General features: G+C 42.3%; 21 protein-coding genes and 2 pseudogenes. 13 read left to right on the top strand and 10 right to left on the bottom strand.

What is annotated here, in order from left to right; genetic code table 11:
* Window positions 1–1,099: FecR family protein (locus V7K48_RS05425; RefSeq protein ID WP_335070316.1), on the bottom strand; the 1,099-nt coding region annotated here is incomplete at its 3' end.
* A 562-nt stretch (window positions 1,100–1,661) separates the two neighbouring features.
* On the opposite strand from V7K48_RS05425, the gene V7K48_RS05420 reads away from it, so the two are divergent.
* Window positions 1,662–2,954 (top strand): hypothetical protein, encoded by a 1,293-nt coding sequence (locus tag V7K48_RS05420; protein WP_335070315.1) that lies wholly within the window; start codon window positions 1,662–1,664, stop codon window positions 2,952–2,954.
* Window positions 2,955–3,321: 367 nt separating this feature from the next.
* On the opposite strand, the gene V7K48_RS05415 is transcribed toward V7K48_RS05420, so the two are convergent.
* Window positions 3,322–4,134, bottom strand: coding sequence for a sulfurtransferase (locus V7K48_RS05415; RefSeq protein ID WP_335070313.1), 813 nt, complete (start codon window positions 4,132–4,134; stop codon window positions 3,322–3,324).
* Window positions 4,135–4,160: 26 nt separating this feature from the next.
* On the opposite strand from V7K48_RS05415, the gene V7K48_RS05410 reads away from it, so the two are divergent.
* The 4 genes and pseudogenes from V7K48_RS05410 to V7K48_RS05395 all read left to right on the top strand — a co-directional run bounded on the left by V7K48_RS05410 (window position 4,161) and on the right by V7K48_RS05395 (window position 9,720).
* On the top strand, window positions 4,161–5,117 hold the full coding sequence (locus V7K48_RS05410; RefSeq protein ID WP_335070311.1) for a tRNA (5-methylaminomethyl-2-thiouridine)(34)-methyltransferase MnmD: 957 nt from the start codon (window positions 4,161–4,163) through the stop codon (window positions 5,115–5,117).
* A 992-nt stretch (window positions 5,118–6,109) separates the two neighbouring features.
* Window positions 6,110–7,348, top strand: coding sequence for a two-component system response regulator (locus V7K48_RS05405; RefSeq protein WP_335070309.1), 1,239 nt, complete (start codon window positions 6,110–6,112; stop codon window positions 7,346–7,348).
* 364 nt (window positions 7,349–7,712) lie between these two features.
* Complete coding sequence (gene glmU, locus V7K48_RS05400) at window positions 7,713–9,092, top strand: bifunctional UDP-N-acetylglucosamine diphosphorylase/glucosamine-1-phosphate N-acetyltransferase GlmU (RefSeq protein WP_335070307.1); 1,380 nt, start codon at window positions 7,713–7,715, stop codon at window positions 9,090–9,092.
* A gap of 111 nt (window positions 9,093–9,203) precedes the next feature.
* Window positions 9,204–9,720, top strand: a pseudogene (locus V7K48_RS05395) (DUF29 family protein).
* Here the strand turns inward: V7K48_RS05395 and V7K48_RS05390 are convergent.
* Window positions 9,640–10,593: an isoaspartyl peptidase/L-asparaginase gene (locus V7K48_RS05390; protein ID WP_335070305.1), complete on the bottom strand. Its 954-nt coding sequence runs from the start codon at window positions 10,591–10,593 to the stop codon at window positions 9,640–9,642. The pseudogene V7K48_RS05395 and the gene V7K48_RS05390 sit on opposite strands and share 81 nt — an antisense overlap.
* A complete protein-coding gene (locus V7K48_RS05385; RefSeq protein WP_094350216.1) occupies window positions 10,593–10,787 on the bottom strand; it encodes a DUF2256 domain-containing protein in 195 nt (64 codons plus the stop codon). Before V7K48_RS05385 ends, V7K48_RS05390 begins: the two co-directional genes overlap by 1 nt.
* Before the next feature lie 649 nt (window positions 10,788–11,436).
* On the opposite strand from V7K48_RS05385, the gene V7K48_RS05380 reads away from it, so the two are divergent.
* The 3 genes from V7K48_RS05380 to V7K48_RS05370 all read left to right on the top strand — a co-directional run bounded on the left by V7K48_RS05380 (window position 11,437) and on the right by V7K48_RS05370 (window position 15,493).
* Window positions 11,437–14,256, top strand: coding sequence for an insulinase family protein (locus V7K48_RS05380; RefSeq protein WP_335070303.1), 2,820 nt, complete (start codon window positions 11,437–11,439; stop codon window positions 14,254–14,256).
* Between the two features lie 308 nt (window positions 14,257–14,564).
* Complete coding sequence (locus V7K48_RS05375; protein ID WP_335070301.1) at window positions 14,565–15,044, top strand: hypothetical protein; 480 nt, start codon at window positions 14,565–14,567, stop codon at window positions 15,042–15,044.
* Window positions 15,045–15,073: 29 nt separating this feature from the next.
* Window positions 15,074–15,493 (top strand): hypothetical protein, encoded by a 420-nt coding sequence (locus V7K48_RS05370; protein WP_335070299.1) that lies wholly within the window; start codon window positions 15,074–15,076, stop codon window positions 15,491–15,493.
* 454 nt (window positions 15,494–15,947) lie between these two features.
* On the opposite strand, the gene V7K48_RS05365 is transcribed toward V7K48_RS05370, so the two are convergent.
* Entirely contained in the window at window positions 15,948–16,565 is a 618-nt protein-coding gene (locus tag V7K48_RS05365; protein WP_335070297.1) for a DUF4231 domain-containing protein, read from the bottom strand.
* Between the two features lie 9 nt (window positions 16,566–16,574).
* Window positions 16,575–17,321, bottom strand: a complete 747-nt coding sequence (locus V7K48_RS05360) for a hypothetical protein (protein WP_335070296.1) — start codon at window positions 17,319–17,321, stop codon at window positions 16,575–16,577.
* Window positions 17,322–17,445: 124 nt separating this feature from the next.
* Here V7K48_RS05360 and V7K48_RS05355 point away from each other — a divergent pair.
* A pseudogene (locus V7K48_RS05355) lies at window positions 17,446–17,730 on the top strand (TonB-dependent receptor domain-containing protein); the annotation flags it as partial.
* Window positions 17,731–17,870: 140 nt separating this feature from the next.
* Here V7K48_RS05355 and V7K48_RS05350 read toward each other — a convergent pair.
* The 3 genes from V7K48_RS05350 to V7K48_RS05340 all read right to left on the bottom strand — a co-directional run bounded on the left by V7K48_RS05350 (window position 17,871) and on the right by V7K48_RS05340 (window position 19,321).
* Window positions 17,871–18,146 (bottom strand): hypothetical protein, encoded by a 276-nt coding sequence (locus V7K48_RS05350; protein WP_335070292.1) that lies wholly within the window; start codon window positions 18,144–18,146, stop codon window positions 17,871–17,873.
* Window positions 18,147–18,656: 510 nt separating this feature from the next.
* Entirely contained in the window at window positions 18,657–18,977 is a 321-nt protein-coding gene (locus V7K48_RS05345; protein WP_335070289.1) for a hypothetical protein, read from the bottom strand.
* An 86-nt stretch (window positions 18,978–19,063) separates the two neighbouring features.
* Window positions 19,064–19,321: a hypothetical protein gene (locus V7K48_RS05340; protein WP_335070287.1), complete on the bottom strand. Its 258-nt coding sequence runs from the start codon at window positions 19,319–19,321 to the stop codon at window positions 19,064–19,066.
* A gap of 431 nt (window positions 19,322–19,752) precedes the next feature.
* On the opposite strand from V7K48_RS05340, the gene glyA reads away from it, so the two are divergent.
* The 4 genes from glyA to V7K48_RS05320 all read left to right on the top strand — a co-directional run bounded on the left by glyA (window position 19,753) and on the right by V7K48_RS05320 (window position 26,436).
* Entirely contained in the window at window positions 19,753–21,036 is a 1,284-nt protein-coding gene (gene glyA / locus V7K48_RS05335; protein ID WP_335070285.1) for a serine hydroxymethyltransferase, read from the top strand.
* 165 nt (window positions 21,037–21,201) lie between these two features.
* Window positions 21,202–22,452, top strand: coding sequence for a competence/damage-inducible protein A (locus V7K48_RS05330; protein ID WP_335070283.1), 1,251 nt, complete (start codon window positions 21,202–21,204; stop codon window positions 22,450–22,452).
* Between the two features lie 1,223 nt (window positions 22,453–23,675).
* The gene (locus V7K48_RS05325; RefSeq protein WP_335070281.1) at window positions 23,676–25,568 is read left to right on the top strand and encodes a cytochrome c peroxidase; all 1,893 of its coding nucleotides are present in this window, start codon (window positions 23,676–23,678) and stop codon (window positions 25,566–25,568) included.
* 253 nt (window positions 25,569–25,821) lie between these two features.
* Window positions 25,822–26,436 carry a hypothetical protein gene (locus tag V7K48_RS05320; RefSeq protein ID WP_335070279.1) on the top strand — a complete coding sequence of 205 codons (615 nt, stop codon included), beginning with the start codon at window positions 25,822–25,824 and terminating at the stop codon, window positions 26,434–26,436.
* Window positions 26,437–26,796: 360 nt separating this feature from the next.
* Here V7K48_RS05320 and V7K48_RS05315 read toward each other — a convergent pair whose 3' ends face one another.
* On the bottom strand, window positions 26,797–26,907 hold the full coding sequence (locus V7K48_RS05315; RefSeq protein WP_335070318.1) for an HNH endonuclease: 111 nt from the start codon (window positions 26,905–26,907) through the stop codon (window positions 26,797–26,799).
* Window positions 26,908–26,999 lie beyond the last annotated feature (92 nt).

Genomic DNA, 26,999 nt, shown 5'->3' with positions numbered 1-26,999 from the left:
GAGTTGGTGTTTGGAGTACAGGAGTTGGTGTTTGGAGTACAGGAGTTGGTGTTTGGAGTACAGGAGTTGGTGTTTGGAGTACAGGAGTTGGTGTTTGGAGTACAGGAGTTGGTGTTGGGAGTACAGGAGTTGGTGTTGGGAGTACAGGAGTTGGTGTTGGGACTACGTTATTATTTTGAGTACCTAGATTGTTTTTGTTGCTATTTATTCCAGAATACTGCCCAGTATTTGACAGGACTTGTCTTATCTGCTCAAAGTGATTTAATGGGGAATCATCTCCAATGGGGTTTAGTAGAGAATTGCCTGTGATAATGTCGTTGGTAGAGGAAGTTGAAGGACTAGTAGTTAGCTCTGCGAAAGATGGGTTTTCAACTACTCCCTCACCTGTTATGGGCGACTGTGTACTCAAAGCCGCAGCAGTTTCAGCTTGAACGCTGGCGATCGCTGGGTCGGACGTAGGCGTAGGATTTTGCCTAGTTAAATCAAGTCCCCGAACCATATCGCTTGTTTCATAAAAATTTCTGAGATCAAAATCGTATAAGCCCTGAAATTTTCCTTTAACTATAACCATCATCTGTCCTGCTTGCAGCACCTGAGTTTGAGAAGCTTCCTTATTAGAAACTTCTATGCCGCTATTTGTTAGCGCACCCACAATCGTGGTATCTGTTTGTTGGTTGTAGCGGACAAATAATGCCGAACCACGAATTGCTGCTGCTGCACTTGGCGTTTGTATACGTGTTTGCCCCCTTCCAGGTGGAATAAGCAGCAATGCAGTTCCATTTGACAGTCTAAAGCTACGAGTCTTGGGTAAAAATTGAAATAGCGCCTGTTCTCCAACCCGTGCCAAAGAGCCGTCGTTAAAGCGCAAGTCTGCTAAGGAAGCTTGACCAGTTGACAAGCCATCCCCAGGAATCATTGCATCTGATTTGTGTGCAGGACGCTTCTTCAGTTTATCTTTGGGTATAAGTTGTACTATGTTGCGGAGGTTCTGAATCTCCGCTCGCGTCAGAGGAGTTACGGCATTTACCCGATTTGGCAAAGGCAGTACTATAACTCCCCATAAACCAATCACTAATAGTGGAAACGATTTATGAAACATAATTTGAGAATTTGTAAATATAAACTAATACCAAAAAACTTAAAGGTTTAAGTTGTTGCTAATTGTTAAAGTAAGTTTTTTAAGTAAGCTTATTTGGGTTTTACTTAACATGTAATAAATAAAATAGATAACAAATAAACGATGTGTTTAGTTTATTTAACTTGATCTTCTGAAACTGACATTGTATGCAATCAAGTCTGTAGCAGATTTCAAAGTTAATACTTGATATAAACAATTACATGAGGAGTACCTTACAGATAATTTTTTCTAATCAGATAAGTCATAGGGTCATCAGTTATGCAGGACAAGAAGTTGTTAGGGATCTGTTGCGAAATGACTCATTGGCTGTATTTCACTAAAGTTCAACATAAATACTCTCGGAGCATCTCAGTTTTACAAAAAAATTTGGGAAAAAATCCGAAAAGCAGCAATTTGAGTTTGTAGTTTCAGTATATACCTACAAAACTAAAATAGGTGCACTCAATTGTATATTTTGAGTCGGAACTTCCAATACAGCTTGTAGGTCTACATTTGACAAACGCGATCAACGCGATCTAACCAGATGCAACTCAAGAACTGGAAGAATTTGTTTTTTTGTATTTTGTTAGCATCCAGTGGTGGAAACTGGTGTTGCATTAGAGTAGATGCGACAGAATCTGCGAATACAGATATTTGGCATCCTAAAAATTTAGCAAGTACACAGATAAATTATCAGCAGCTATGTCAGAAGTTGGGGCAAGAGGTAATTAACTCTTTATGCAAGCAGTCCAGTCAGTCGCATCCAATAGACTCCCAGATGCCGTTAAATCTGGCACAGCAAACACCTCAAGCTCCTAATACAAATGAAAAACCTGGAGATACTCAAAAGCAAAGTGACCCGCCACAGCTAGAATCGCAGCCAAGTAATTTGCCTACATCTTCTCCAGACTCAAAAGAGCAACTGTTGAATGCACCTCAAATAAATCAGTCCCAAAGGCTAGAGAGGCTAATACATCTGCTGCAATCGCCAAAACAGCCACCTGAGTCTGATAGCAATCGCGAATTGGGGTTGCGTGTGCGGTTACTACCCTTAGAACAGCAGCCACCCCCACCAACAGAACAAGCCATAGTTAAGTTTAAACCCATAGGCTATCTACAGGCCCATGTAGGTTATTTCCAGACAAATAACATTTTTTCTTCAAATGATCGTCCAATAGAAGATGGTTTGATTATTTCTGGATTGACGTTAGCCTCTGCATATTTCCCTTTAGGATCTAAGACTTATTTAAATAGCTCAATTGATGGCAATCTCATTCGTTATATAAATCAGTCAGAATATCATTACAACCAGGTAAGATTTAATCTCAGTATTTACCAACAGCTATCGCAGCGAATGTACGGAGAAATAAGTTGCAGCAATCAACAGTTATTTTATGCCAACAACAGCGATCGCCCTAATAGCTTTAAAGCAGGCGATCGCTTTTTAAATGAGAATTCCCTCGATCTGTCTTTAGGACGGCGAGATCCCTTAACTTCAAAATTAACGCTAGATAGCTTCTACGAATTGAGTATAAATTTTGCTGATCCCTTAAGTCGTAATCGGATAATCAATTCCTTTTGGGTGTCTTTGAACTACTACTTGCAAAATCCTCTCCAGGTTGGTATTGACTACCAGGCGAACTTCTCAGACTTTACACAGCGCGATCGAGAAGACCAATTTCATCGAATATTTGGACACTTAAATTACCGAATATCTGATATCAGTAACATGAATGTGCAGGCTGGAGTAAGTTTAGGTAGTTCAACCGCCGAAAACATTGATTTTGATGGCTGGTTCTTCAGTATTAATTACAATTTACAATTAGGTCAGTTTTGATAAGAGTTAGGAGTAGAGACACGATTAATCGCGTCTGTACAGGAGTTAGGAGTAGAGACGCGATTAATCGCGTCTGTACAAGAGTTAGGAGTTTAGAGTTTGGATTTTTCCTTCAGTCTAAGCTCGACTTTATCCAAAATGAGTAACTAAGTTTTCTTTATCTGGCAAAAACCTTAGCTTTTTAGCCAAAACTTTTTCCATGTCACTGGTTATCGTTGAAATTAAAAAAGTAAAACGACTGTTTCACAAATGTTTCAGCATCAGTTTTGGCGGTTCAAAAAAATGGATAAAGTCGAGCAAAAATTCAAAATTTAAAATTGGCAGAGGTTGGGGTTTTAATTCTTAACTTCTCACTCCTAACTCCTCACTATAAATAAGAAATCCAATCACTCCAACTGCCAGCATAAAGTTTACCCTTGCTAATGCCAGCTAATTCTAAAGAAAGTAAATTCACACAAGCAGTAACGCCAGAACCGCAATAAACCAAGATTTCCTCAGCTGTTTCTAGCTTTTCCCACCGACGGCGTTGTTCTGGTTGAGGGATTAGGTAGCCGGAAGAGTCTGTAACTTCTTGCCAGGGATAGTTGACTGCACCAGGAATATGACCAGCAATTTTATCAATTGACTCTCGTTCACCTCGGTAGCGATCGCTCTCTCTTGAATCTACCAACTCGTGGCTCTGTTTCCGGCTTTTCACCGCCGTAATATCTACCACCTTTTCTGTTTGTACTTGAGCTACAAACTTACCTATTCGGGGGGGAGGAATGACATCTGTAACCGGATAACCAGCTTTTTGCCATCCAGTAAACCCTCCATCCATTACGGCTACTTGCTCATGTCCTAGATAGCGCAACAGCCACCATAAACGAGCTGCAAAGGCAAAGCGCGAATCATCATAAGCTACAACCATTTTTTGGGAATTTACCCCAATTGCTGCAAATTTTTTCGCTATATCATTGGGGTTAGGTAAAGGATGTCTCCCGCCATGCTTACCCACTGGACTGGAAAGATCCTGATTCAAATCTAGGTAATATGATCCTTTAATATGGCTTGTTTGATACTGTTGTTGTCCTAGTTGTGGATCGGCTAAAGAAAAGCGACAATCAACAATAACGACTTGCGAATCTTCTAGATGTTCAAATAGCCAAGCTGGCGAAACAACAAATTGGGTATTGAGCATTGGTGATTATTTAATTTTTTTATAAAATGTCAGACTTAGAAAATTTTACACCTAAGCTCACAGCAGATGGTTCTTTCACCTTTGTCTCTCAAGAGTTTGGTGAATCCTTTCACAGCCATTATGGTGCGAAGCAGGAGAGTTTTTTCAAGTTTGTGGAACCTACTCAACTGGCTAGAGCCGCTCAAAAACCAGTCTTGCGACTATTGGATATTTGTTATGGTCTAGGATATAACACAGCTGCTGCTTTGCAGACAATTTGGGCAGTGAATCCCGGTTGTTGTGTTGAAGTAATCGGTTTAGAACTGAATCCAGCGGTGCCACAAGCTGCGATCGCTCATCACTTGTTCGACAATTGGAACTGTAACTATATTGAAATTTTGAAACAGTTAGCTTTTGAGCATCAAGTGCAAACACCTTGTCTGAAAGCGAAGCTACTAATTGGCGATGCTAGAACTACGATACTGCTAGTACATCAGTCGGGTTTCTGGGCAGATGCGATTTTCCTCGATCCTTTTTCACCACCACAGTGTCCTCAATTATGGACTGTTGAATTTATTAAACAACTGTCATTGTGTTTAGATCAAGATGGTTTATTAGCCACCTATTCTTGTTCTGCTGCTGTACGTACAGCACTATTGTCTGCTGGCTTGAGCATAGGTTCTACCCCACCTGTGGGAAGGCGATCGCCTGGTACCGTGGCAACACACGCAAGAGGTGGGGTAGCAGGGGAGCAGGGGAGCAGAGGTGAGTCCACGCAAAGAGTCTCCTCTGCTTCTGTGCCCCTCTCGCAAGCTGAAAAAGAACACTTGCTAACCCGTGCTGCTATTCCTTATCGCGATCCTCAATTGAGCGATTCAACTGAAGTCATAGTGATGCAGCGACAACAAGAGCAACAAACCTCTTGGCTGGAACCTACCTCCCGTTGGCGAAAAAGGTGGCTATTGGGAACACAAGGCAGGGATTTTATGGGAACTAGTTTGTAGTTCGATTGCGATGTCTACGATGGTCACTGAGCTTTGTCGTACCACTTCTCTGCGGGACGCTACGCGAACGTGGAAGCAAGCTAGTAAGAGCGTCTCGTAGAGAAGTGCGGGCATAGCTGCGGCAACTAAAAGCCTGATCCTCAGTCCTTAATTCTAAAAAAGTTAGATATTTTTTTTGCTAAAAATTCTGATTTACTTAGGACTTACGCATTGTACAAACTAACTCTAATGTGTATTACGCAAAATGTCCCATTCAGGCGCTGCTCACAACGCTGATTTGGTCACATATTTACTGTGCTGGGTGTTAGAGATCTGACTTTTCACGGGATGTGGAAAAGGTTATTTTGAGGGTTTCTCAAACCCTAACTTTTACGTTACCTATTTTCATTAACTTAGAGTTATTGAGAATTAGACTGTGGAAAAAGCCACGCTGTTTCGTGGTTTGAGGACTTACCGTGAAAAGTCAGGTTAGAGATGGCTCAAAAGCCCAAAATTTTATAGTACATATGTATAACGTAAGTTTTGTTACTTTCTAGATACTCAGGCAACGAGTTTTTACAAGCCAAATAACTTAATTACATGGTAGTATTCAATATTACATCCTGTTGGGCAATAACTGGGGATTATAATAATTTAATAAGTAAAAACGTATACATTTAATGATGACCATAAAGATTTGAAACTCAAAACCTTACATCTTGATAAAAAACAAGGAACTATAACGTTTTCAGGGGACACTAGGTTAAAAAATCTCCGTAAAAAGCCTGATTTAACATTTGTGCCAATTCATCATACTGGAATTAGAAGCAAAAAATTTGACAACAAGATACACCTTGTTCGTAAGATAAAAAATACATGCTGCAAAAAACTCTAGATAGGCAGCTTGATATCATGCATAATCCCTATGAAAACTCTGGCTCAGATACAGTCGAATATTAAATTTGTGTTGAAATCTGACACTGTTAACTTGTGCAAAAATTTGGAGTGCCTTTGTGATTCAATGGAAATCCAACCATACAGGCTTTACAGAACAAATTGTTAATGGGTCAAACCCAATTAGCAGAGTGAAGAGTATAGGTTCAAATCATGCCGTAGGATCGCAAAATGCGGAGGGTTATTCTTTAGGCTTATCTCAACAAGACCTTATGCTTGAAGATAGTCAAGCAGTGTCTTCTTGGATAAAAGCTGACGTTAATTGTGGTGATGATTCATTAGTCTCTAGAACACTACAAGCCAAAGGTTCTAAAGTGAATGGGTTTGATTTAGATCCGCCGAAGGTTTTAGTAGTTGACGATCATGCCGCCAGTCGCATGACTGCTGTCGCCCTCTTGGGGATGGAAGGATACGAAGTGATTGAGGCGGACAGTGGTTTCATTGTTGTCGGATTGGTAACTCAAAAACAACCAGATTTAATTTTGCTGGATGTGATGATGCCAGGAATGGATGGATTTGAAGTGTGCCAATTGCTCAAGCAGGATGAGCAGACTAGGCTAATCCCAGTGATTTTTATTACGGCATTAAATGACAAGCGATCGCGCATTCGGGGAATTGAAGTTGGGGCAGATGATTTTCTCACTAAACCCTTTGATCGTGTGGAACTGGCAGCGCGTGTAAAGTCCTTGGTGCGGCAGAAGCGTCTGAACGAAGATTTAGATCATGCTGAACAAGTACTATTTTCCATTGCCATGTCCATTGAAAGTCGCGATCCCAATACAGGCAACCATTGTGAACGCCTGGTAAAACTGGGACAAGTTTTTGGTGAATACCTCAACCTCTCACGCTATCAAATTCGAGATTTAAGGTGGGGTGGTTATCTCCACGATATCGGCAAGGTGGGTATTCCTGATGCAGTGCTGCTGAAAAAAGGCGAACTCACCCCCGAAGATTGGCAGATCATGCAGCAGCACGTTTTGATTGGAGAAAAAATCTGCCAGCCACTACGCAGTATGCGGGGTGTGATTCCGATTATTCGTCATCATCACGAACGCTGGGATGGCTCAGGCTACCCTGATCAACTCAAGGGGGATGATATTCCTTACCTGGCACAAGTATTTCAGTTAATTGATATTTACGATGCCCTAACTAGCGAACGACCTTACAAAAAAGCTTTTACTTCAGCAGAAGCACTTTCAATGATGCAAGAAGAAGCTGATTCCGGTTGGCGTAATCCCAAACTAATGCAGCAGTTTGCCAAGTTTATTCGCTCCTCTCAGGAAAAACAGTCGGGGTAGTGGAGGCAGGAGAAGAAAAATTACAAATTACTCCTGAATCTTAAATTCTGACTCCTGCCTTCTGACCAGAAAGAAAAAGGTACAAGCCCCTAAATTTATTTATGGAAAAAGAAAAAATGTATTTCCAGACGTGCAACGCAAGAAATACGGCGCCCAGGCGAGCCGCTCGCCTTTGGTCAGTTGACTCAAGCCCCTAAATTTATTTATGGGGTTCAAAATATTTGACTTTTGACTTTTGACTTCCCTGAAAGGGCTGACTCCTTTGATAATTTCAGTCTTCTATGATTAGCTGGTATGATTTGAGCCTACATCTTAAAGTACCAACAGCATTAATCACAATTTCACTGATAGCTAATAGCTAATTATGGTAGTTGTAGCAATTCTAGCGGCGGGACGCGGCACACGGATGAAATCACGCTTACCCAAGGTTTTACATTCTTTGGGTGGGCGATCGCTAGTAGAGAGAGTTCTCGAAAGTGTAGAACCACTTTCGCCCTCACGGCGAATCGTGATTGTGGGATATCAGTCCGAGGAAGTGCAAGCCGCCATGCATTCAATTCCTAGCTTGGAGTTTGTCGAACAGACTGTGCAATTGGGGACAGGTCATGCCATCCAGCAATTACTTCCTTACTTGGAAGACTACACTGGAGATTTGCTGGTACTTAACGGCGATTTACCGTTGATCCGCACTCAAACCCTCCAGCAGATGTTACAAACTCACGCCCAAAATCAAAACGCCGCCACTATTCTCACCTCGCACCTACCCGACCCCACGGGCTATGGGCGCGTTTTTTGTAATGATGAAAATATTGTGCAGCAAATGGTCGAACACAAGGATTGTACTGCTGCTCAAAGAGAAAATCACCGGATTAACGCTGGAGTTTACTGCTTCTGCTGGCCAGATTTGGCAAAGGTACTACCCCATCTACAGGCAAACAATGCCCAAAAAGAATACTATCTCACTGATGCTGTGACTCAAGTGGGACAAGTGATGGCAGTGGATGTGGAAGATTACCAAGAAATTCTCGGCATTAATGATCGCTTGCAACTGGCAACAGCATCTGAAATTTTGCAAAAACGAGTCAAGGAAAAATGGATGCTGGCGGGTGTCACCCTGATCGACCCCACAAGCATCACCATTGATGAAACAGTGGAATTACAGCCGGATGTAATTATTGAACCCCAAACTCACCTGCGGGGAAATACGGTGATTCAAACAGGAAGTCACATTGGGCCGGGAAGTTTAATTGAAAATAGCCAGTTGAGTGAAAATGTCACGGTATATTATTCAGTAGTAACAGATAGCACTGTGCAGGCAGGAAGCCGAATTGGCCCCTATGCTCATTTGCGCAGTCAGGTACAAGTGGGTGCTAATTGCCGTGTGGGGAATTTTGTGGAATTGAAAAATACGCAGTTAGGCGATCGCACGAATGCAGCACATTTGTCGTATATAGGTGATAGCGTTGTCGGTAATCAAGTGAATATTGGTGCCGGTACAATTACTGCTAATTATGACGGCGTGAAGAAACATCGTACTAAAATAGGCGATCGCACAAAAACGGGTTCCAATAGCGTTTTAGTGGCTCCACTCACCTTGGGAGATGATGTCTACGTCGCAGCTGGTTCCACTGTTACAGAAGATGTCCCTGATGATTCTCTAGTGATTGCCCGTAGTCGTCAAATAGTGAAACCAGCTTGGCGGAGGAAAAGTGTTGAAAATGAAACTACAGATCAACACAAATAAATCATCAGTATTAATCGCGGTTTATCTGTGGTTTTAGACCATAAAACAGGATTTTTGCAAGATGTCTAATCTAGCTAGATTAGTAGTGAAGCCAAAATCTCAACATATAACATGGAAAAACTGCTAGAACTTAGGCAACTTCTAGAAAAAGGCAAAGTCCATGAGGCATTGCTGTTGGTGGATGAATTAAAACAAATCAGCCTCAGTGACAAAATCAATAATAATTGATAGTTATGGTGTGATTCTTCTTATCCATTTAATTAAACAAAAAGCTGAAAAACGTTCTACTTGCTCTTGGGATGTTTCGATAGAAAATACGGTGCATGAAATCAACAAAATAAACAAGCGCCGCAAATCCAGTGGTTTTTACTTAAATCCAGCAGAATTAATCGATATTCTGCAACAAGGATATCAAGTGGCACTGAAAAGAGCGGCGCTAGAAGCCTTTGTTCGCGCAGCGTTCCGCAGGAAGGGGCGTTATGAAGCCCAAGAATTAGCCGCAATGGTTGACCAGCAAGAAACATTTAGCCGAAGCGCTGAAACTGCCTCAACGATAGCCGATCAGTTCGTTGCCAGTCCATTCCAAAGTATCGCCAATTTTTTTGCCATCGTGGTAGGCGGCGAGTAAGATTTCGCTGGTTTTACCCCAAGCGATCGCTCCACTGACATCTAAGGCGATCGCTCCCAAATCCCGCTTGTTTTGGTGGGCTTCTCCAAAGGATCGCTGCATCGCCTCCTTTAGGGACATACCATCAGTGACACGCACTACAATCCGTGGGGCTAAACACTCATCGATGATATCTTCGCCAATCCCAGTACAGCTAACACCAGCATTACTAGTAGCATAATTTCCTGCTGGCATCGCAGAATCACTTACTCTGCCAATCCGCTCAAAGCCTTTACCACCTGTAGAAGTGCCAGCAGCTAGCCTAGCATAAGCATCTAGAGCTACCACGCCAATGGTACCGCGTCCAGCATTGCTGGTTTCTAAGATTTCCGGTTCTGCTACCACGCCAGCCATCGTGCTTTTAAAATTATCCTGGCGCTCTTGTATCCACTCTTGTAACCGCAAATCAGTTAAAGCGTTATAGCTGGGAAGTTGCATTTCCCGCGCCAACTCAGCCGATCCGAAATCTGATAGCACTCGGTCTGGGGAGTTTTGTAAAAATTGTGCCAACTCAATCGGATTTTTCACCCGCGAGATATTAATTACACCACTAAATCGCCCTGATGCCCCATCCATCAGCGAAGCACTCATGCGGATTTGCCCATCAGATTGCAGAACTGAACCAGTACCAGCATTAAAGCGGGGATTGTCTTCGAGCATTTGGCAACCCTGTACTACCGCCTCTGAGGCAGTAGCTCCTGACAATAGCAGAGAATAGACTTTTTCTATTACTGTATGCAGCGATCGGCGCACCGCCTCCAATCCTTCTTTACCGTGGAGAGAACTACCAGCCCCCCCATGAATAATTAATTTAGGTTGCACCTGTGACTCCATTAATCCCTTGCGCTATTTGCGTCTGTGTTGCGGTTGGTTTCATTTTGAGCTTCAGAACGGCGACGACGACAACGTTCTGAGCAGTATTTCACATCGTCCCAGCAATCTTGCCACTTTTTACGCCATGTGAAAGGACGTTGACATACCGGACAGATTTTTGTCGGTAGGTCAGATTTAGAACGAACACGTCCCATATAAATACTGTGTAGATGAGAATTTGATTTCTGAGAGAGATGGAAAATAATTATAACCAGTTTGCGATCAAGGGAGGATACTTCTGGCCAACAAATGTGATGTCAATCTATCTTTAGACTTGTTTTTTAGCTACTTGTCTGGGAATACAAAACTATGGGCAAATGGTTCAACTCTTTAGTAAGTCTGTAAATTTTTCTAGAGAGGGGTTTTGGTAGCATTGTCAAAGAAAAAAGAAATACTGAAGCGCTCTGTCAATGGCTCCTGCCTCGTGCCTGCTTTAATACAATAAGAAACCATTAAGAAGTGAGATTGTAAGTAAGTAGGCACGAATAAACCTAATTATGCAACGAAATGTAAACTCACTGAAATCATTGTGATTGCAACTCTTAGAGAGGCTACGTGTAGCTTGTTTGTCGGTGGGAGTGTTTCACTTGTAATCACATACTTGTAAATAATAACCCTTATTGTGGGCTATTGCTCATAGGTGTCTTGCAAATAGGTAAACTTGAAAAACGACTATTATGGCATGGCGGAAATCAAGCTACCATTGAGAATGCTGAAAAAGCTGAAAATGTAAGTCTTTTGACTTTTTCAAAACAGTACTAGGGTTTTGTTTTATAATTAGAGATTTTGAATTTCGCATTGCTTATGAAGTTACGTTCATATATGATTATCGGGTTTTTACTTAGCCTTCTCCTAAGTATTGTGCCTTTCTGGGGCAATTTCACTAATGCTGCAACACCAACAGCAGTCGCACCTATATCTGCTCTCTCATTCACCCAAGGGGTACAAAAAACGGTATTGGACAACGGCTTAACGGTGTTAACTAAGGAAGTTCATACCGCTCCAGTAGTGAGCGTACAAGTTTGGTATAAAGTTGGTTCACGTAACGAGGTTAAGGGAGAGAATGGCATTTCTCACCAGCTAGAACATTTGATGTTCAAGGGTACAACTGACCGTCCAGTGCAATTTGGAAGGTTGTTTAGTGCCTTGGGTAGCCAGTTCAATGCCTTTACTAGTTATGACGAAACAGCTTACTTTGGCACAGTGCAACGAGACAAACTCGTTGCACTGCTGACACTGGAAGCCGATCGCATGGAAAACTCCTTAGTTGGAACTGAGCAACTCATAAGTGAAAAGCGGGTAGTGATCTCCGAGTTACAAGGGTACGAAAATTCACCAGGTTATCGTCTGAATCGGGCAGTGATGCGAGATGCTTTCCCAAGCAGAGCCTATGGCTTACCTGTGGGAGGCACAAAAGCAGATGTCGAGAAATTCACGGTGGAGCAGGTGCGGAATTATTACAAAACCTACTACAGCCCAGAAAATGCGACGCTGGTGATTACAGGGGATTTTGCTACAGAACCTGTACTCAAAGTTGTGAAAGAAACTTTTGGTAAGTTATCGCAACGAGCACAAGCGGACAAGGTACTTGATAATGCAAAAAGAGCACTTGATCATTTCTCTGCATCTTCTTCCCTCGCCGACGCTTCCCCAGCTACTCCTGTTGGGAAAAAAGCGCCGATTGTCCTCAAGCAGCCTGGAAGTGCAGCATTACTACAAGCTATCTATCCCCTCCCAGACATTAAACATCCCGATGTGCCAGCAATTGATGTGATGGATGCCATCCTCACAGGCGGACGCAGCTCTCGGCTTTACCAAGCGTTGGTGGAATCTGGACTTGCTAGTTCAGTGAGTGGTGGTGCTGCCGAACTCATCGAACCAGGTTGGTATGAAATTGACGCTACAGCGGCTCCGGGTCAAGAGCTAGGGAAAATTGCCCAGGTGCTCCAGGAATCTTTAGCAAAATTGCAACAGCAGCCAGTCACTACAGAAGAATTGAACCGAGCGAAGACGCAACTGCAAGCCTCCTTAGTCTTGAGTAATCAAGACATCACTAGTCAAGCTAGCCAACTGGGGTATAACCAAACTGTGGCAGGGGATTATCGTTATATTGAACAGTATCTCGCTGCGATCGCCAAAGTCACCCCTACTCAAGTGCAGCAAGCAGCGAAAACTTACCTCAGTCCGGCTAAACAAACTATCGGCTTTTTTGAGCCAACTCAACCAGATGGTAAACCAGGAACTTCCAGCGCTGGTTCTGGTCGCACAGTGGAAAATTTCAGCCCCGGTAAGCCTGTAGATCCAGCAGAATTGGCCAAATATCTCCCACCAGCCACATCAGCTACAGATTCAGGCAAACAATCACTACCAGAAGAGTTTACCTTAAATAATGGTTTGCGAGTTCTGCTCTTGGGCGATCGCAACCTCCCCACTATTAACCTGAGTGGACAAATTGATGCCGGCACTGAATTTGACGGCAATCAAAAAGCTGGATTAGCGAATCTGACTGCGAGCAACTTAATGAATGGGACGCAGACTAAAAATGCTCTTACCCTAGCAAAAACTTTAGAAGACCGAGGAGCCGGTTTGAACTTCGCTGCCAGCCGTGAAGGTGTGAATATTAGCGGTGAGGGACTTTCAGCAAATCTGCCGATATTGATTCAAACTCTGGCAGATGTGTTAAAAAATGCTACTTTCCCAGCTGACCAGTTAGAACTGAGTCGCCAACGGGCACTGACAAGTCTCAAAGTCCAGCTAGATGATCCCAGAGGACTGGGACGACAAGTATTTCAGCAAGCAATTTACCCAGAAAATCATCCATTCCATAGTTTTCCCACGGCCGAGAGCTTAAAGAGCGTTACTCGTGATGATTTGCTTGGCTTCTACCAGACACACTACCGACCAGATACCACAACGATCGCTTTAGTAGGAGACTTTGATCCAGTTAAGGTAAAAGCTTTGCTGAATCAGGCGTTTGGCAAATGGCAAGCTACAGGTAAGCTACCTGTTCTTAAAATAGCGTCCGTGTCATTACCGCAAACTTTAACACGTCTAAACAAACTAATTCCCGGTAAGACAGAAGCTGTTACTTACATCGGCTACAACGGTATCGCTCGCAAAGACCCACGTTATTATGCGGCACTGGTGCTAAACCAAGTTTTGGGTGGTGATACCTTATCGAGCCGCTTGGGTACGGAAGTGCGCGATCGCCAAGGTTTAACCTACGGTATCTATAGTGGTTTTGCCGCCGGAATCAATCCCGGCCCGTTCTTGATTCAGATGCAGACTGCTCCTGGAGATACCCAAAAAGCGATCGCCAGTACTCTGGCTTTACTCAAACAGTTGCGCGAACAAGGTGTAACTGAGGCTGAATTCAACGCGGCAAAACGCTCAATTACCAATAGCTACCCTGTGGATTTAGCTAATCCCAGTGATGTATCAAGCATTATTTTGGATAATGCTGTCTTGGGACTTTCACGATCAGAAATCCGAGACTTCCCCCAGCAGATTCAAGCAGTTACTATGGCTCAACTACAGAAGACAATTGAGGATTTAATTAAGCCGGAAAATCTGATAATTGTCACCGCCGGACCTGGAGATACTGTACCCAAGATTGGATCGTAATTTAATCTAAAGGCGCAAAGATATGCTTTGCGCCTTTACGTGTTGAGTTTGCAGTAAGGCTTGATCTAAGTGTATTGCTATATATTACTAATTACGAACGCTTAAAATTTATCAAAACTTTTTTTAGATTAGACTTTAGGAAGAATTAAAAATATATTAACTAAATGAAGCTCTAAAATTAAGTAATTAAACCGTAAACCAATCATTTATATTCAGTTATAAATTGATAGATTTTCAGTGGAAATATCAAAGACATAGCCATAAAATTGCGTTATTTTTAGAATGTCCGCATCCAGTCAATCACAATTGTGAAAAGTCCAGAACATATTGATCCTATTTTTGAACAACTTTTTTCTAAGATTAATCCGAAAATAGCAAACTCTTTCACTGATGAGCAACTAAAAGCCATACAAAGGGGTTTCGGCTCTCAATTTGAGGCTCGTCATTCTTTAGATATAAGAGTTTCAGTCCCTATTCCCGGACTACGATTTTATTTAGTTTTATTCGCAGGTTCGGAACGTCGTTCGCAACAGCGTTTGCAAAATGAAAAAGGCAGATATCCTCTTTTCAATACAGGTAATATCATATTCTTAACAGGATTTTCAACCATTCTATTAAGTTGTAGCTTTATTATTTTGTCTTTTGTCTGGTCTTCACTTAGTTCCATCTCCACTTCGCCTTACGCTACATCTATTCCTTGGATTTTTGATAAATCTGAATGCGAATACACTAACAGAACTTGGCGTGATGAAAAGTGTTGGGATGATCAACACAGTCCGATGTTTTAAAGCCTATTCACACCGACAATAAAAACAATATGCCTAGAAATCGTTTAACTAAATATTCGTCCAAAAATGACACTTTTCTACAACAGTTTTTCATCTGCATTCCTCCTCAAGTAGCAGCTACCTTTACCGATGCCCAATTGACAGAATTACAAAAGGTATTTAAGGAGCGGGTTAGCAAGCGTCATGCTGTAGATATCAGGCTTTCTATCCCATTCATTAAAAAGCGCTTTTATCTAGTTTTTTTACTTGGCAAGGAAAAGAAGTTAAAACAGAACCGAAAAGAGACAATTTTCACACATGTAAATAGTATCTTACTAATAAGATATTGTCTGGTATTAATAACTTTTTTGCTTAGTGCGCTCTACATAGTTGAAATGGTGTTGGGAATTAATACCTTTCCCAAGAAAGAAATCCAAGAGTTTGTCAAATATTTCATGGGCAGTTTTTAGATTTAGGATCAGTGCATCTACCTTTTGATAGAAATCTTTTAGATATTATGTATAGAATTAATATACAAAAAGGATCACAATAATTATTTTAATTATGTTTTTTTTCTTTTATTTAAAATTTTGAGTTTTAATTCCTTATTTATATTTAAACGTAGTTTTAGCTCTCCTCATGTTTTTATCTAAGGGGGGAGAGTTTATTTAATAAAGCGATAATATCTAGTTCTTAGCGATGCCTGCGGCGGGCTGCACCAACGCAGATGAGCTTGATCCTCCCCAACACTTTTTAAAAAGGAGAGAACTAGTACCGCAAGGCGGAAGTCAAAAGTCAAAAGTCAAAAGTCAAAAGAATTTTATTCCGGGCTTTTGCGCCATTTTGAATAGTCTGCTTATTTACGCCGTGCTGTACTAGAGGAAATTTCACTCCAAACTCTTGCTGTATATTGTTTTCTCAATTTTATTCTTCCTTTTTCTTCTCTTCCAAATTGGTTATCTTTGTATTTGGCATCACAGAATAGTTTTCCTGACTCTGTGGTTCTTCTTTTTTTTCTTGTACAACTTGAGTGGCATATATTTCCACATCTCGTTGAATAATATCTTCTACCTGACCAGCAAAAAGATTAAACGCCTGTTCATGGCTTGTATAATTACGATAAGGCCCTGTCAACTGCGAAAATTGCCACCCTTGGCTTTTCAAAGATTCGACTGTACGGCGATAATGTCGCCAACGTTCTCCATAGTGGAAAAACTCTTCAATGGCAGCACTAATAGCAACTATTTGGCTCAAACCAAAAGTTGACCAGATAATCACATTCTTGACTTTATCGTTAACTTGTTGAGTAGTGCTAATATTTAGACTTACCAATGCCGGCAAAATTACACCACCAACAATAGTTGTTATCCGCAACAAATAATGGCGATCGCGCGAGAAATTTGCCTTACCTTCCATCCAGAGTACTTGGTCTAACCAGCGCGATCGCAAAAAATGTCTTTGCACATCGCCTAAGTTCATACCTTCAAATAACTTGTTAAAATCTTCCTTTAAAAACTCTTGATAACTATCTTTTCTTGCCATTATTCACTCCTAATTAGAAAGCAAATTCTTAATTATTTGGCCTAAGTTTTCAACTCCCTTCTCTATGTCAATTAAGTCGATGTATTGTAATGTACCAGATTTAGCTAATTTTTTAGCTCGCTCATCGGTAGCCTGTCCACGCAAGGCATCTGCAAGTATATCTGCGGTTCTACCACTACCAGCAATCACAACAACTAACCTTCCAATATTAACGCTAGAAAAGGCATCCTCAAAGGTAATCTCACCACCGTTCAAAAGTACAGTCAGCGAAGGTGCGTTATTGGCCAGCACAGTTGCAACGCGAGATATCCAAGAAGACTCGTCGCCCCAATTATTGCCAGGAACCAGTACAAAATGTGTATGGTTTGGTTCTAACGGTGTCAAATCAGCAGTAGGTTCATGTTGATTAGGTAAAGCCACTTTGCTTTCGGGTGTTACACCAATCAAAGCAAACTTAGCACCTATCTGGGTACGAGCCTCACCCATCAATTGCATGACTCCCGCATCCGTACCTCCATCCACAACATAAGCCCCCAAACTTTCGGCGATGGGGGCTAAAACTTCCGTAAACAACCGTTTGATGCACAGAAAGTCGGCTTCACTGATGTTACTTGCACCCCCCACCACTACTAAAACACAACGCGAACCGCCAAGCCCTATTGCCTCAAGAGCATCTGGTAATCCGGCTTGTTGATCAACTCGAATAGCTAATGCTGTTTGTCCACTGTCAAAGGTAAGTTTCAAACAATTTTTCATTTGTCAAAAATATTGACTGCTTAAGTTTTCCAGCGTAGAACTTCGCAGTCATGTTCCGCAGGCGTTGTATTACGCACAGTTAATTGCCGAAGCGTTCAGCTTTTTCTCGCTTTTTGTCCTCACACAAACCACAGAAAACCGGGTTGTCAATCCGGAACAAAAGCGATCGGATAATGCATTTAGTCCCTGTGCGGACATTGTCTATCAGCTGATTCCAGCAATTTCATTGTATGCCAGCTATAGTCGAGAATTTAACCCAGTAACTGGAACTGCCTTTGATGGCAGTACATTTCATCCAGAACGCGGCACTCAGTATGAAGTAGGGATCAAAGCAGATTTAAATGATCGACTATCTATGACACTTGCTTTTTATGACCTAACCTACTCAAATGTCTTGATTAATGATCCTGTATCGGGTATAGTGTTTGCCGATCGCATGACGTGAAGAGAGCGATCGCTATATTACTCACTAGGTAGATTATCAGAGTCGATGCCAAGCGATGTCTAATGACAAGCCGCAACTCTTGCAGACACTCCGCGTAGCTTGCTTCAGCGCAAATACCACGCTAACTTTTCTGTCCGGATTCTTTCTTGTTCTGCCTTTTCTTCTGGTGTCAAATAACGTAGGCGTAGCCCGCCGCAGGCATCGCCTCTCAAATTCTGGAAGTGGAAAAAGCAATATGGTTCGGATAACAACAGTGAAGGTGAAGATAAGGGGTATGAGGAGAAAAGTCTGAGCGTCGGCTGACGGCGTTGACGCAGCCCGCCGCGGCGAAAAGTCGAGCCAGTGCGTTTCTGTCGCCTTAAATCGGAATCTTCTGGCATGAAGCAGCGGCAACCGCCGCTCTGTTAGCGCAGCCTCTTCTCTACGAGACGCTCCGCGAACGATGCAGGAGCATCACTTTTAAAGACAGGCATCAAAACTTTGGGAAGATAAGGAGGATTTTGCTCCATTGTCTCCCCCTACTCTGAATACGGTTTGGTTAACGTTTTAATATTTTGAAGATTCCCGCAACCCCCCTTAAAAAGCTATCGTGTATACACAAGTCGTATTACCCCCCTTAATCCCCCCGATATATTGGGGGGAAACCAAAAATCTAGTTCCCTCCCCTTTATAAGGGGAGGGTTAGGGTGGGGTAATACGAGAGTCTCAACCCAGATTTCAAGCTATTTCAGACTTGTGTATACACCGTAGCCTTAAAAGGGGGGTTTATGAATTTCTTTTAACCCTTTTTTAAGGGGGTTCGCCGCAGGCGGGGGGATCTTAACCGAATCGTATTGCCCCTACTCTCCCCTATACCCTATCTTGCCTCAACAAATAACAGGACTTAGCTGCTACACCGGCTTGAAATATACGGCTTTTAACATTGCTCGACCATCTGTCGTTATTTCTGCATTCTTACAGGTCGCCAGAAGGGTTGATGAACCTGATTCTGGATTGGCTTTGTTGCTTTCAATCTCACCAATGAAGTATCCAGACTCCTTAAGACGATTTAGTAACTCAAGCAATTCTTCTCGATTAACCTGTTGACCCTCGAAGTCCTCAGCAAAAAAGCTAACATCTCGCTGCCCTTCCTCATCCTGTTTAATCTTATTCAGCAGGACGTAGACGATTTGATCCGGCAGGTTATCTGTTGGTGTCAGATCAAGTGACATAGAATACTCCTAAAAATTCTAAACTAAATATTATTGTAATTTCTTAAGAATCTTTATCAACAATTAATTTGTTATTAGCTGATAATCTAAGCAGCGTCTACCTCGTAAACTAATTTGTGATTGAAGAAATTGTCAACAAAGACTAAAACGTTGAGTTGAGCTTGCCAACGGGAAGCAGCCAACACCAACTTCCTCCCTTTGCAAGTAGGAATTGAGCGTAGGCGTAGCCCGCCGCAGGCATCGCTCCTCTTTTCAGAGCGATGGCTGAGATGACAAAAGCGATCGCTTAACAATGGCGCAAGAATTCTATGGGTTGGCACTTCAGGTTTAAACTTTACCCACAAGACTTACCTGCTCTGCCTGCTGCCGTTTTTTAGTTCGTCGAACTCACGTTCAACTGACAATCCCACCGCCACTTACCCACTTTTTACACCGTCCCCTATCTTTGTATATTCCCAACTTCTAACTCGGAATTTCCTCCGCTGTTATACTGAAACGCTAAACTTTGTCTTACAGAGGAGCGATCGCAGAAAACTTCAATTAACGTAGGTTCAAAAAGCAAGGTTATGATCATTAATGCATTAATCGGGCTTGCGTCTAATAATAAATAAGTTGGCACAAATAGACCTCCATACTGCAAAGACGATTAATTGCCTCTGTAAAGCAGTCAAAAACCATTGACCTATAGACTTTAGGCATGGACACTTGACTGTTACTTGGGTGCTACATCCAACCAAGATCAGCCGTTGTACAAACTTCCATAAGGATAATTGAAGTGACTAGGACTAATTCAGACTTTCTTACCTCCAGTGATCCGGCGATCGCGGAGTTAATCAACGACGAACTACAGCGTCAGCGAGACCACTTGGAGTTGATTGCTAGTGAAAACTTCACCTCCGCTGCTGTACTGGCGGCTCAAGGTTCGGTACTGACAAATAAATATGCTGAGGGATTACCTGGTAAACGCTACTATGGCGGTTGTGAGTATATCGACAAAATCGAGCAACTAGCGATCGACCGTGCTAAACAGATATTTGGGGCTGCTCATGCGAATGTGCAACCCCATTCTGGCGCACAAGCCAATTTTGCTGTGTTCCTATCGCTGCTGCAACCAGGGGACAAAATTATGGGGATGGATTTGTCTCATGGGGGACATCTCACCCACGGTTCACCTGTAAATGTCTCTGGTAAGTGGTTCCAAGTTAGCCACTACGGTGTCAGCCAACAAACAGAACAACTTGACTACGACCAAATTCGGGAGCTGGCGCTGAGGGAGCGTCCTAAGCTGCTGATTTGTGGTTATTCGGCTTATCCCCGGATAATTGACTTTGAAAAGTTCCGTAGTATTGCCGATGAAATCGGCGCTTACTTACTTGCCGATATTGCCCACATCGCTGGTTTGGTTGCTAGTGGTCTTCATCCCGATCCCATTCCTCATTGTCATGTAGTAACAACAACTACACATAAAACTCTACGCGGCCCTAGAGGTGGTTTAATTTTGACTAGTGATACAGAACTAGGTAAAAAGCTAGATAAATCTGTTTTTCCTGGCAGCCAGGGTGGGCCATTAGAACATGTCATTGCGGGTAAAGCAGTAGCTTTTGGAGAAGCTCTGAAGCCTGAGTTTAAAACCTATTCTGCCCAAGTGATTGAAAATGCTCGTGCTTTGGCCGAACAACTGCAAAATCGTGGTTTAAAAATAGTGTCAAATGGCACTGATAACCATTTAATCTTGGTAGATTTACGCTCTATCGGTTTAACTGGTAAGCAGGCGGATCAGCTAGTCAGTACTGTGAATATTACTGCTAACAAAAATACTGTTCCCTTTGATCCGCAGTCGCCATTTGTGACCAGTGGACTGAGGTTAGGTTCGCCGGCAATGACCACGCGGGGCTTGGGAGTAGCAGAATTCACCGAGATTGGAAATATTATTAGCGATCGCCTGCTTTCTCCAGACTCGGAGGTAGTAACCCAAGATTGTCGGCAACGGGTAGCAGCATTGTGCGATCGCTTCCCTTTATATCCTCACCTGGAAATTCCTGTACCAGCCTTAGCCTGAGATGAGAGTTAGGAGTTAAGAGTAGAGAGGCGATTAATCGCCTCTCTACTTCCGACTCCTAACTCCTATACAGAGGCGATTAATCGCCGTCTCTACTCCAACTCCTAACTCCTGTACAGACGCGATTAATCGCGTCTCTACTCCAACTCCTAACTATTCCTTCCAATGAGTGCAGAAATTATTTGTGTTGGTACTGAACTGCTGTTGGGAGATATCCTTAACGGCAATGCTCAATTTTTGGCGCAACAATTAGCGCAGCTAGGTATCCCCCATTACTATCAAACAGTGGTTGGGGATAATCCAGAACGGTTGAAGCAAGTTATAAAAATTGCTATTTCCAGAGCGCAAATTCTCATTTTCACTGGTGGACTCGGCCCGACACCAGATGACCTCACCTGCGAAACGATCGCCGATTTTTTTAAAGTCCCCTTGGTAGAACGCTCTGACATCATCGAAGACATAATCCAGAAATTCGGCCAACGTGGTCGGGTTATGTCACCAAGTAACCGCAAGCAGGCTTTGATTCCCCAAGGTGCAGAAATTCTACCCAACCCCACTGGAACAGCACCCGGTATTATTTGGCAACCCCGTCCTGAAATCACGATTTTTACCTTTCCCGGTATTCCCAGTGAAATGCACCCGATGTGGGAAGAAACAGCCGTCCCATTTCTCAAAAGTCAGGGTTGGGGTAAGGAAATTATTTACAGCCAGAGTTTAAAGTTTTGGGGTATTGGTGAATCTGCTTTGGCGGAAAAAGTTGCTTCCTATTTAAACTTGCCAAATCCCACAGTCGCCCCTTATGCAGGTAAGGGGGAAGTAAGATTGCGAGTTTCTGCTAAAGCAAATTCAGAAGCAGCAGCAGAAGCCTTAATTGCGCCCATTGAGAAACAAATTAAAGAAATCGCCGGACTAGATTTTTATGGCGTAAACAATGATACCCTTGCTACCGTGGTTGGCCAGTTGTTGCGTGCATCAAAAGAAACGCTTTCGGTAGCAGAATCTTGCACTGGTGGCGGTTTAGGGCAAATGTTGACTGAGATTTCTGGAAGTTCTGATTACTTTTGGGGTGGAGTAATTTCTTATGACAATTCAGTGAAGGTTGGGCTACTGGGGGTTAACCCAGAAGATTTAGATAAATTTGGGGCGGTAAGTGCTACCGTTGCAGAGCAAATGGCAATTGGAGTCAAAACCCGCCTTGCAACAACTTGGGGATTGAGTATCACTGGTATTGCTGGCCCAACTGGAGGGACAGATACTAAGCCGGTGGGTTTAGTTTACGTTGGTTTAGCCGGGCCAAAGGATGAAGTGGCAAGTTTTGAGTATCAGTTTGGTACAGTGCGAGGTCGAGCTTTAATTCGTCATGTGAGTGCGAATGCAGCGTTGGATAATTTGCGGCGGAAGTTGTTGACGAGATAGCAGGGATGTTAAGTTTGTCATACGATTTGTATGACAGAGGTTTAATCATGCAGTCATGAGCAAAACTCCCATCCTTCAACCAAATCACTCATACACTTTCAGAAGCTATTTTGAGATGTCATTTTAGCCAGAAGACATACTGGCTGAATTTGGCTATTCTTTAAAACGTTTCTCTCTCAATCAACAAAAGTCCAGCATTGAATTAGATAGATTCACAAATCGCAAATCTAAGTTTTTAGTCTCAAACAGGCTAAATTTATTGAGAATAGTGTCAAAAAGCTGAATTTTGATACTTATTTTCTTTGTATTAGCGTAGCTCACCGTACCCCTACCAGGAAGTAAGCTACGCGTAGCGCGATGCCCTGAGCTTGCCGTTCACGGAGCGTCTCGCAAAGAAGGTATCACAGAGTACTTTATACAGGTTCAATGTCTGAAACCCCTGTCAGAACTTGGTTTATATAAAATACCAAGATTTTAAAACTAACCTGCGGAATGTGGGTTACAAGTTATTAGCTTGTTAATATCTTGTTAATAACTTATCAATATCTTGTTAATAGCTTGTTGATAACTACAATATTATATTTTTTATAATCTTTTCCTGATTGGTTTATTGTTTGTACAGTTTCATTCACAGGTATTGCGTTTAAACAACGAAATCTCGTTTGGTAGAAAAAACTTCTTTGTTCTCGAAATGCCTAGAGAATCAGATCGGTACTGCTTGGTATTTTGTACATAGTTACAATCCCCGCATTAGTATTTTCGTACTATTTAAAGTGAGGCTGAGTTTTTGTGAGTCAGTCTCAACCCCTTCTTGAAAGATTAAGATCATAATCAATTTGTCAACAAGTAATAGTGCTTAAAAATTTCGCAAAAATGAGGGTAGAAAACACAAGTTTTGGATTAGGAGTGCCTACGGCTGGCTCTGCCTATGCGTCATCTGAAAAAGCATCACTCATTTTTGTCTTCAAAATTCTGTGTCAAATTAAATTTAATACCCCCATTTGGAGTTAATTTACAGCGTAAATACTATTGACAAAATTAATTTTATCTTAATCTGTCAAGAATGGCCTCAACATCATAATTCCCACACGTGTAGCGAGGTCTTAATGATACCCTCAAATGGTGCATTAGCAATGTTACTAGTGCTAATGATGCTTTTTTGGATTTATTTAAGGTTTAAAACCAAAATAGGCTCAAGATATTCACGCCCTCTGGCAATTTTTGTGATAGTTTCTCTGGCGATCGCTGGTGGAGGTATTGTATCCGCAGTAACACCAAACCCAGCTCCCCTAGATAACATAACTAGTTTACCAGTGGCTACAACAGGAGACCCTAACCCGGCGAACCCACCACTCCTGACAGCAGTGGCTCAACCAAGCAATCTCGGAGACTTTGTTCAAGACCAAACAGCCCTACTCAAGCTAGGAAAATCTCTATTCTGGGATATGCAGCTTGGTAGTGACGGCGTTCAGTCCTGTGCTACTTGTCACTTTCATGCGGGAGCTGATAACAGATCAAAAAATCAAATTAATCCTGGTTTTTTGGCATTATTGAAAGATACAACTTTCCAGGTAGGTGGTGGTGCAAACTATCAACTCACGGCGGCAGATTTTCCATTTCACAAACTGGCAGATCCTAATGATCGAACCAGTACAGTTATTTCTGACACTAACGATATCGCCTCATCCCAAGGTGTGTTTAACAGTGTTATTAATAACACTGTTCCGGGTCAAGCAGAGGATTCGACTACATCTGTGCCAGATCCAGACGGCTTTCAAGTCAATGGAATTAATGTGCGTCGAGTTGAGCCGCGTAATACTCCAACGGTAATTAATGCAATCTTCAACAAACTCCAGTTTTGGGATGGTCGCGCCAAGGAAACCTTCAATGGGGTAAATATAAAAGGAGCAGCAGACTTTAATGCTAAAGTTTACATAGCTACAACATCAAGGCAACTAACTCCTGTTTCCGTTTCGCTCAACAATTCCTCTCTAGCTTCCCTAGTAACCGGGCCACTATTGAGTCCATTTGAGACATCTGCTGGTGGTCGTACTTTACCTGAAGTCGGTGCTAAATTTCTGCGGAAAAAAGGTCAGAAGCTCAAAAGCCTCAGACCCTTAGGTAAACAACTTGTAGATCGGCAAGACAGTGTTTTAGGATCTAACAGTCGATCCCGTAAGCCCGGTCTGGATATCGCATCCTATGATCAGCTGATTCGGAAAGCCTTTAAGAAGGAATGGTGGAAGTCAAAGTCAATCATTCAAGTTGACAGTAATGGAACACCAACAGTCCTCGGCAAAAATGATGATGGTAATGAGAGTGAGGAAGGACTGACTTTACCTACGAGTCAGTTTTCGCTCAGGGATTGGAATTTCTCCTTATTCTCTGCGTTAGCAATGCAAAAGTATCTGTCTACTCTTGTGTCTGACCAGACACCTTTTGATAAATTCCAAGCGGGAAATACCAACGCTCTCACCGATCAGGAAAAAAGCGGTCTGACTGTATTTGTCAATAATTCAACTAATGGTGGCGGTAATTGTAACGCCTGCCATACGATTCCAGAATTCACCACGGCTTCGGTGAGAAGAACCGCAGGAGTAGCTTCAACTGATTCAACTGATCCGCTGATTAATAATCCAACTAACGGCTTCTTCCCTAACTACGGTGTCAGACCTGCCTCAGATGATCCAGGAGCTGGAAACACTACTAGATCACTGTTCAAAGCACCTGCCCTGCGTAACATCGGCTTAACAGCTCCATATATGCATAACGGTGGCAAGGCAACTCTGGAGCAAGTAGTAGACTTTTACAATCGTGGTCGAGGTGATGACGGTGGAACTGGTGCAGTACCGTTGAACTTAACCGATGCTAAAAAAGCTGATTTGGTCGCGTTCTTAAGAACCGGACTTACCGATCAGCGAGTCCTCCTTGAACAAGCACCCTTTGACCATCCGCAATTGTTCATCCCCAATGGACATCCCGGCAATCAAAGTTCAGTGACTGCCAGTGGCAATACTAATGGAACTCCTACTGCTACAGATCAGCTAGTGGAAATACCCGCAGTTGGTCGTAATGGTGTCACTACTCCCACTCCCGAGCCAAATTTCTTAGAGTAAGACTCTAGACTTGAAACGTAACCATCTGCCCTTGTTGCATTGCTTTATCCAAAGTAGCAGCATTGGGCAGATTTTCTAACTTAGAAACGTGGATTAAATAAAATGCAAAACTTCTCCTATCTCTAGCCTCCCTCTCCTTTATAAGGAGAGGGATTGAGGGTGAGGTAAGCCAAGGACATAAACTGGATGTTATTTAATTCTTATGCCTTAGGGATGAATATCACTTAATACGAATTATTTTAATTATGCAGCTATGAGTAAAACTCCCATCCTTCAACCAAATCACTCATACACTTTCAGAAGCTATTTTGAGATGTCATTCGAGCCAGAAGATATACTGGCTGAATTTGGCTATTCTTTAAAACGTTCCTCTCTCAATCAACAAAAGTCCACCATTGAATTAGACAGACTCGCAAATCTCAAATCTAGGATTGAAGAGAGTTTACCATATATTAGTTTGACTAGTGAGGCAGCCCGCAGAGAATTACTAATTGCCCCAATTTTACTGGACGTTATTCATTACACTCACGCCCAACTTAGAATCGAATATCCTTTAATTGTTACAGAACAATTAAAAGGTTCACTTGACTATTATCTTCATGCAGACCGTAAACTCTTAGTTGTAGAAGCTAAAAATGCTGATTTAGCAAGGGGCTTTACTCAGCTTGCTGTAGAACTGATTGCTATTGATGCGTGGACTGATTCTCAAGAGCCAAATTTACAGGGAGCTGTTTCTACAGGGGATATCTGGCAATTTAGTCTATTGAATCGAGAAGATAAACAAATAACTCAAGACCTCAATTTATATCGTGTTCCTGCTGACATAGAGGACTTGCTTCGTATTTTGGTGGCAATACTAGGTTGCTGAGAAAGATGGCGACCTTGGAAAATGAAAGATGAAAAAGTATTATATTAATATCTTCTACAGTTAAAAAGATGATGGTTACATTGCTGATATTCCTGATCTGAAATACTGTTCAGCATTTGGTTCAACAGAAGAAGAAGCACTTCATGAAGTTTTACAAGCAAAAGCAGCATGGTTAGAAACCGCCAAAATGGAGGACAAACCAATTCCTGAACCAAGATATCGACCTGCAATTTACCAGATAGCTTCATGAGAAAGAGACTTCTACTTAGCAATTAGTAATTGCATCTATCACGAGTTAATCGCAGTCACCAAATGTTTACATATTTCAAGAGAAATGTACTGGAGTAGGTCTTTACCTGTCTAGAACAACTTGTTGCTTTTTAACAAGTTACATTGACCACACCGCAAAGTTAAGTTTTCCCACACAGTTAAACCTCCCCTAGAGCGTGGAATTATGTGGTCGCCATGTATCCCTCTTCTGTCACTTTCCGGGTATTCTGAATAAAAGAATGAACAGAAAAAACCCTGAAAGGTAAGTAGGGCAATGGATGTAGAGTTACAAA

Source organism: Nostoc sp. (genome assembly GCF_036919615.1).
In the GTDB taxonomy this organism is placed as follows: Bacteria; Cyanobacteriota; Cyanobacteriia; order Cyanobacteriales; family Nostocaceae; genus Nostoc.
This window is presented reverse-complemented; position numbering and strand designations above follow the sequence as displayed.